Genomic DNA, 8,086 nt, shown 5'->3' with positions numbered 1-8,086 from the left:
ATAGTGTCGAGTTTTATTTGTAGCAGGGTTTCCAGTTCATACAAATTAGGTTTAATTAAAAATGGTTTCGCCTCAATTGCCAAACGCAATATGTCACCATGACTATCGACGACAGTTCGTCCACCATGTTGCTGGATTTTATGCACCAAATCAGCATACAGAGAGGTTGGTACAGTGGGCTGGCAGGATCCGGTAAGAATGCCATAACCATTCCCTACAGAATTGGCAAAATTTTCCACCAGTTGAGTTAACTGGGCTGCCGGGACAGGTGTGCCAGCATCAGTGATTTGAAATTGAGATTGTGTATCAAGCTCAATAATCGTGCTGTTAATACGCGTCTGTCCTGAGACATGATGGAACAGAACATTGGGTAGTTGTTCATCAAGCATGTCTTGCAGAATCTCACCAATGGAACCGGCAATGACACAATAAGTTGTTGCCTCTACCTGCATACGAAACAAAGCCCGGCCAATATTGATACCATTACCCCCTGGATCATGACGGGCAGCATCGGAACGTGATTTTTGGTCGGGGATTAACTTTTTGACATGGTAAGTCACATCCAAAGCGGGGTTTAAACATAAAACATGAATGTTTCCCGATGACGACGTCATTACTGTCTCCATTAATAAGATTTGTTCGATAAAATGATGCTCAGCAGACCAATAGTAAACTGCATTTCTGATAAAGGCTCCAAATGAAACCAACTCATGTCGCGGTATTCAGCGCAAAACCTTATGATCAGGCCTATCTCACGAAAATGGCCGATGAGCAAGTATCATTATGTTTTTATGAAATGGCGTTAAATCCAATGACAGCAGCTTTGGCCAAAGATGCTGAAGTGGTCAGTGCGTTTGTGAATGACGATATTTCGGCTGAAACGCTTAGCATTTTGGCAGAAAACGGCATTCGTTTAATTGCGTTACGCTGTGCCGGGGTTAATCAGGTGGATTTAACGGCGGCTAACAAGCTTGGTATAACTGTCGTCAATGTCCCAGCCTATTCACCTTATGCGGTCGCTGAACATACCATTGCACTGATGTTGGCATTAAGTCGGAAGATACCGCGGGCCTATAATCGAGTTCGCGATGGTAATTTTTCTTTGGATGGTTTGCTGGGTTTTGATTTCTTTGGTAAAACCGCGGGCATTATTGGGGGCGGTAAAATAGGTTTGTTAGTCGCTGAGCGATTGCGGGCATTTGGTTGCCAGGTTTTGATTTATGAACCGCATAACGCTATACCAGCCAAACAATCAGGCTTTGAAGTGGTGACACTCGACAGCTTGCTCGGTCAAAGCGATATTATCAGTCTGCATTGTCCATTAAATGATGAAACACATCATATTATCAATGCGGCCAGTCTCGGGCTGACCAAACCCGGCGTGATGCTGATAAATACCAGTCGCGGAGCCTTATTGGATACAGTGGCTGTATTGGATGCCCTGAAAGCGCTGCATATTGGCTATTTGGGAATAGATGTGTATGAACAGGAAGGCAGTCTGTTTTTTGAAGATCATTCCACCGATATTATTCAGGACGATATATTCCAGCGTTTATTGACCTTTCCAAATGTGCTGGTTACCGGGCACCAGGCCTATTTCACCCGGGAGGCATTACAGCATATCGCTCAGACAACGTTGCAGAATATTGATGATTTTATGGCTGGTAAGGCACTGAAAAACCGCGTGGAAATACGTTAAGTGTTTGATGAAATATTTATCTGTATCAATAAGTTGATGCCGGATTTTAAAGCCAGACCGCAACAAGTTGAAATGAGTCGATTTATTCATCAACGGCTACAACAGTCGCAAAATAGAATGGCGGTAGTGGAAGCTCCAACCGGCGTGGGGAAAACGCTGGCATATCTCAGCGGTGCAATTGAAACAGCTTTGAACAGTAAAAAATTGCTGGTGATCAGCACTGCAACAGTCAATCTGCAACAGCAATTAATTCAGAAAGATCTGCCACAGTTTTCAGCGGCTTTGCCACAACCGATACGGTTTATGCAAATCAAAGGTCGTCGCCGCTATGTCTGTCCCAGCAAACTGGCACAACTGGCAACCACTCCCGAACAGCAGGATTTGACGCTGGATGTGGATCAGAAATATCAGCAAGTATTAAGACAGACTCAAGCAAAGAATCTGTTCCAGGATTGGGATGAACATCGCTGGGATGGTGATCGGGATAGTCGTACTGATGCCATTGATCCGGCGCTTTGGCATGAAGTATCTACTGATTCAGAAGGCTGTGCCGGTAAAAGCTGTAGGTATTTTTTGAGCTGCCCCTATTACTTGCTACGTAAGGAAATGCAGCTGGCACAGGTGGTGGTGGTGAATCACGATTTATTACTCAGTGATGCTGACTTGGGCGGTGGGCTGGTATTGCCCAATCCTGAAGAGCTGATTCTGGTGTTTGATGAAGCACATAATCTGCCACAAAAAGCGCTGGGACATGCCGCCAAAGCATTGAACTTTGCCCAGCTTTATCAAACGGTTGAAACCGCTGACAGTCTGATGAAAAAGCTGCCCACTGCTTTGGCTTTCCGGCAGCATGACTTTGGTTATATGTTTAAGGAAATTCGTCAGGATTTACCAGCCATCATCAATCTGTTGCAGCAATTGCTGGATATTCTGGGCAGTGATGCCACAGTAAATGAAATGCTGGAAGGCCGTATCAGTGAGCCACGGATTTTCTGGGGCAGTCCGTTACTTAATGCCTTGTTTATTCCCTGCCAGAACCTGTTACAACGAGCTAATTCCATCTATAAGCATTTCTCGCTGATTGGCAAATGGATTAAAGAAGGGCTGGAGAAAACCCAATTAAGTAATAAGGTTGGTGAAGCATTATTACCGCAAGTGGGAACGGTACAGAATATTTTTGGTTATCTGATTGATTTTATGGCGCTGTTTCTCGATGAGGATAAAGCCGAGCGCCCACCTAATGTGCGCTGGCTGGCACAGGAACAGTTTGCCAAACAGCATACGCTGGTGATTCATGCCGGGCCGATGACAGCGGCAGGTTTTCTGGATCGCAGTTTATGGCAGCGGGCTTATGGGGTGGTAATGACATCAGCCACGTTACGAGGCATGGGATTATTCCAGCGTTTCCGGGCGGATTGTGGCTTACAGCGTTACGATGAAAAACACTTTCTGGCGCTGCCTTCACCGTTTCGATATCAGCAGCAGGCTGTGCTAAAACTGCCGATGATGCAGTATTTACCCAATGAAAATCTGCCGCAATGGCAGCAGGAAGTGGTCAGCCAACTCAAATCAATTATTGATATTCAAGCGGCGACACTGGTGCTATTTACCTCACGCCAGGTGATGTTGCAGGTATATAAGCAATTGCCATTGTCATTGAAAAATTTGATTCTTTTACAAGGTGATCAGCTGTCGCCCAAAAATATGATCGTCAAACATATTCAGCGGATTGAAGCGGGGCGGGGCAGTATTATTTTTGGGATGGATCGGTTTGCCGAAGGCGTCGATTTACCCGGCAATTTATGTACCCATGTAATCATTACCAAACTGCCATTTCCAGTATTTACCCGCCCGATTGAACAGGCACGTCAGGAGTGGATCATAAAACGCGGCGGTCAGCCATTTATCAGTTTGTCATTACCGGCGGTCAGCGTGAAGTTGATTCAGGCCTGCGGTCGTCTGTTACGAAAAGAAACTGATTCCGGCCAAATAACCATCCTGGATCGTCGGTTGTTAACCAAAAATTATGGCAAACAATTACTGTCTCATTTACCGGATTACCAGGTAATAACCGAATAAAAAAAAGCCCGGCGAGACCGGGCTTTCAGGGTTTATCAACAAACTTATTCAGTACGGCTGGTAACTTCCAGCAAATGATAGCCAAATTGTGTTTTAACCGGACCCTGAACGGTGTTAACCGGGGCGGAAAAAACAACTTTATCGAATTCCGGCACCATCATGCCTGGGCCAAATTCACCCAGATCACCGCCTTGGCGGCTGGATGGGCAGGAAGAATTTTCTTTGGCGACGGCAGCAAAGTCTGCGCCTTCTTCGATTTCGCGTTTCAATTCCAGACAGATTTCTTCACTGTCCACCAGGATGTGTCGTGCGGTTGCTCTAGCCATAATAGTTCCGTAATTGATTTGTAAATTGCTGACTTATGCCAGCTGTTTTAACAGGGCCTTGGCCGTGGCTTCTGAAGAAGCCGGGTTTTGTCCTGTAATCAGTATGCCATCCGTAATCACGAATGAACTCCAGTCGTCACCTTTCTCGAAATTTGCGCCACGTTGTTTCAGGGCATCTTCAAGTAAAAATGGTACAACATCAGATAAGCCTACCGCATCTTCTTCACTATTTGAAAATGCAGTGAGCTGTTTACCTTTAATCCAGGGCTCATCGCCAATGGTTTTGACATGTAACAAAACAGCAGGTGCATGACAAACTGCAGCTACTGGTTTATTGGCGAGCACGAAACTTTCAATCAGTGCAATTGATTTTTTATCTTCGGCTAAATCCCATAACGGACCATGTCCGCCTGGGTAAAACACTGCATCATAATCAGCGGCGTGTACGTCGGCTAATTTAACTGTGTTTGCTAATCGGTTTTTAGCTTCAGCATCATTTTCAAAACGTCGGGTAGCATCCGTTTGAAAGTCAGGCTGATTGCTTTTTGGGTCAAGAGGTGGTTGCCCACCTTTGGGTGAGGCCAGAGTTATTTCTACCCCAGCATCTTTCATTGCGTAATACGGTGCTGCAAGTTCTTCTAACCAAAAACCGGTTTTTTCACCGGTATTGCCAAGCTTATCGTGCGAAGTTAGTACCACTAATATTTTCATGGTTATGTCTCCTGAAATCTGTGGTTTTGAGGAATTATTCAATGTTGCCTACCTGATATGGGGTTACGGCGATAAAATTCAAGCAATATTGCATTTCATTCTTATCGTCGTAAACTCGCATAATGCTCTGAAAGATCAGCAAACCCTAAAATAATAACAGCGAGAGAAAACTATGAAAAAAGAAACGATTTGTCTGCATGAAGGTTATGAAACTGATCCCGTTACAAAATCCTGTGCGGTGCCGATTTATCAAACAGTCGCTTATGAATTTGATAATGCCCAGCATGGAGCCGATTTATTCAATCTGGATGTGCCAGGCAATATCTACAGCCGCATTATGAATCCCACCTGGGATGTGTTGGAAAAGCGGGTAGCTGCTCTGGAGGGTGGCATTGCTGCTTTGGCCACGTCAGCCGGTAGTGCTGCGATTCATTATGCCATTATTACTATTGCTGAGGCCGGCGATAATATTGTGACAACACCGCAGCTTTATGGTGGAACCTATACCTTATTCGCCCATATGCTTCCTAAAATGGGGATTGAGGTACGCTTTGCCTCAAGCGATCAGGCCGCTGATTTGGAAAAACTGATTGATGGCAAAACCAAAGCGGTTTTCTGTGAATCAATCGGTAATCCGGCCGGTAATATTGTGGATATTGAACCCATTGCAACAATGGCACATAAACATGGTGTTCCAGTGATTGTTGATAACACTGTGGCAACACCGGCGTTACTTAATCCAATTGAATATGGTGCTGATATTGTGGTGCATTCCCTGACCAAATACATGGGCGGTCATGGCACAACCTTAGGCGGTATTATTGTAGATTCTGGCAAGTTTCCCTGGGCTAAACACAAAGAAAGATTTCCGGTATTGAATCAACCAGAACCGGCCTATCATGGGGTGGTATACACCGAGCAATTTGCTGAAGCAGCTTTTATTGCCAGAGCGCGGACCGTACCTTTACGGAATACCGGTTCGGCATTGTCACCAATGAATGCGTTTCTATTATTACAAGGTATTGAAACGTTACCATTACGTATGGAACGACACTGTGACAATGCCATTGCAGTCGCTAAATATCTGCAACAGCATCCTAAAGTAGAGTGGGTGAACTATGCCGGACTGCAAGGAGATAGATATTTCGATCTGGCACAGAAATATTTCAATGGTAAACCTTCATCAATTCTCACATTCGGTATTAAAGGTGGCTTTGATAATGGCGTGAAATTCTATGATGCACTGAAGCTGGTCAAACGACTGGTGAATATCGGTGATACCAAGTCACTGGCCTGTCATCCCGCTTCGACCACTCATCGTCAGCTGGAAGAAGCCGAACTTAAAGCCGCGGGGGTCACACCGGAAATGCTTCGCTTATGTATTGGCATTGAGCATATCAGTGACATTATTGATGATCTGGAACAGGCCTTTTCAGCAGTTTGACTGGAAGATCCCGGCTCGATTAATTGAGCCGGGATTTTTTATACAAGTTTCCAGTGGATGGTCTCACCGGCACGCATAGGCACCAGTATTTCATCTGCGAACTCCAGCGTGTCGGGAACCTGCCAGTCCGTTTTTTGCAAGGTGATTTTCTGTTCGTTTCTCGGCAGGCCATAAAAATCCGCACCGTAAAAGCTGGCAAACCCTTCGAGTTTATCCAGACATTCATAGCTGTCGAACACTTCGGCATACAGCTCTATTGCCGCATGGGCGCTGTAGATGCCCGCGCAACCACAAGCATTTTCTTTACTGTATCGAGTATGTGGTGCACTGTCGGTTCCCAAAAAGAATTTCGGATTACTGCTGGTTGCAGCGGCAATAAGCGCTTTCTGATGGGTATTACGTTTCAGCACTGGCAGGCAGAAATGATGAGGCCGAATTCCCCCCACCAGCATATCGTTACGATTTAGCAGTAAATGATGTGGGGTTATCGTTGCTGCCACAAAGTTGCTGGCTTGAGCGACAAAGTCTGCAGCATCTTTGGTCGTTATATGTTCAAAAACAATTTTCAGTTCTGGAAAGTCTCTTAACAGTGGAATCAGTTTTTCATCAATGAACGCCTTTTCACGATCAAAAATATCGGTTTCGTGATGAGTCACCTCACCATGCAATAATAATGGCATACCTGCCTTTTGCATTGTATCCAGAGTTTTATAACAATTACTGATGTCCGTGACCCCAGCATCTGAATTTGTTGTTGCACCTGCCGGGTAAAGCTTGACGGCTTTAATGAATCCAGCTTGATTGGCCGCAACAATATCTTCGGGAGTCGTATTATCAGTCAGATATAACGTCATCAATGGCTCAAAGTCAGAGTGTGCTGGACGAGCTTCAAGAATGCGTTGTCGATAAGCAGTTGCCTGTTCTACGTTGGTCACTGGAGGACGCAGGTTAGGCATAATAATTGCGCGTTTGAAACATCTTGCACTATCTGTAACAGTACGCTTTAAGGCATTATTATCGCGCAAGTGGAGATGCCAATCATCAGGCTGGCTAATGGTAATTGAATTTAATGCTGTTTTTTTCATAAAGCAGATTATGCCATAGCTGTTTAGCTTTGCAGTTGAAAAGTTGTTTCTGTCAAATCAGCGATATTGCATCAGAAGGCGGTTTTTCTTGACCTTGACGGGCATTCACAGTAACTTTACCCGTTTGATATTTTGAAGCAGATCGCGTTAGCGATACGAGAGAGGAAGACGTGGAATTAAGCGGCGCCGAGATTCTGGTCCATTGTCTAAAAGACGAAGGGGTTGAGTATTTGTTTGGCTATCCGGGTGGTGCAGTGCTGCATATTTACGATGCACTGTATAACCAGGAAGAGGTCAAGCACATTCTTGTGCGCCATGAACAGGCGGCAACCCATGCTGCGGATGGTTATGTGCGCGCCACAGGTAACCCTGGTGTTGTATTGGTAACGTCCGGTCCTGGCGCAACCAATGCGGTAACCGGTATTGCTACAGCTTATATGGATTCGATTCCAATGGTGGTTATCACCGGTCAGGTGGCGACGGCCAATATCGGCAGTGATGCATTTCAGGAAGTTGATTCGGTTGGTATTACCCGCCCATGCGTTAAACATAACTTTTTAGTTAAAGATATTAACGATCTGGCAGAAACCATTAAAAAAGCTTTTTATGTAGCAACAACAGGCCGTCCTGGTCCAGTTGTGGTTGATGTACCGAAAGATATTACTGATCCCAATATCAAGATTCCGTACGTTTACCCGCAGAGCGTTAAAATGCGTTCTTACCAGCCTGTTACTAAAGGTCA

The 8,086-nt window shown here is 45.1% G+C and carries 8 protein-coding genes; 4 read left to right on the top strand and 4 right to left on the bottom strand.

Going from position 1 to position 8,086, the window contains the following annotated elements; all coding sequences use genetic code 11:
• A partial coding sequence (locus B3182_RS10710; protein WP_292752715.1) for a 1-phosphofructokinase family hexose kinase occupies positions 1–614 on the bottom strand: 614 nt, incomplete at its 3' end.
• 83 nt (positions 615–697) lie between these two features.
• On the opposite strand from B3182_RS10710, the gene B3182_RS10705 reads away from it, so the two are divergent.
• On the top strand, positions 698–1,699 hold the full coding sequence (locus tag B3182_RS10705) for a 2-hydroxyacid dehydrogenase (RefSeq protein ID WP_292357246.1): 1,002 nt from the start codon (positions 698–700) through the stop codon (positions 1,697–1,699).
• Positions 1,700–3,778 (top strand): ATP-dependent DNA helicase DinG, encoded by a 2,079-nt coding sequence (gene dinG, locus B3182_RS10700; protein WP_292357244.1) that lies wholly within the window; start codon positions 1,700–1,702, stop codon positions 3,776–3,778. It abuts the gene before it with no gap.
• A gap of 44 nt (positions 3,779–3,822) precedes the next feature.
• Here the strand turns inward: dinG and B3182_RS10695 are convergent, their stop codons facing one another.
• Entirely contained in the window at positions 3,823–4,104 is a 282-nt protein-coding gene (locus tag B3182_RS10695; protein ID WP_069295382.1) for a peptidylprolyl isomerase, read from the bottom strand.
• A 33-nt stretch (positions 4,105–4,137) separates the two neighbouring features.
• Positions 4,138–4,815 carry a type 1 glutamine amidotransferase domain-containing protein gene (locus B3182_RS10690; protein WP_292357241.1) on the bottom strand — a complete coding sequence of 226 codons (678 nt, stop codon included), beginning with the start codon at positions 4,813–4,815 and terminating at the stop codon, positions 4,138–4,140.
• Positions 4,816–4,987: 172 nt separating this feature from the next.
• Between B3182_RS10690 and B3182_RS10685 the strand changes: the two genes are divergently transcribed.
• Positions 4,988–6,259 (top strand): O-acetylhomoserine aminocarboxypropyltransferase/cysteine synthase family protein, encoded by a 1,272-nt coding sequence (locus B3182_RS10685; RefSeq protein ID WP_292357239.1) that lies wholly within the window; start codon positions 4,988–4,990, stop codon positions 6,257–6,259.
• Positions 6,260–6,297: 38 nt separating this feature from the next.
• Here B3182_RS10685 and pyrC read toward each other — a convergent pair whose 3' ends face one another.
• Complete coding sequence (gene pyrC, locus B3182_RS10680) at positions 6,298–7,344, bottom strand: dihydroorotase (RefSeq protein WP_292357238.1); 1,047 nt, start codon at positions 7,342–7,344, stop codon at positions 6,298–6,300.
• Between the two features lie 170 nt (positions 7,345–7,514).
• On the opposite strand from pyrC, the gene B3182_RS10675 reads away from it, so the two are divergent.
• Positions 7,515–8,086 (top strand): thiamine pyrophosphate-binding protein (locus tag B3182_RS10675; protein WP_292752712.1); only part of this gene is annotated, 572 nt, incomplete at its 3' end.

Origin of the sequence: Methylophaga sp. UBA4204 (assembly GCF_002379485.1) — a bacterium.
Classification (GTDB): domain Bacteria; phylum Pseudomonadota; class Gammaproteobacteria; order Nitrosococcales; family Methylophagaceae; genus Methylophaga.
Note: the sequence above shows the minus strand (reverse complement) of the source record. Positions and strands in the feature narration are given on the sequence as shown.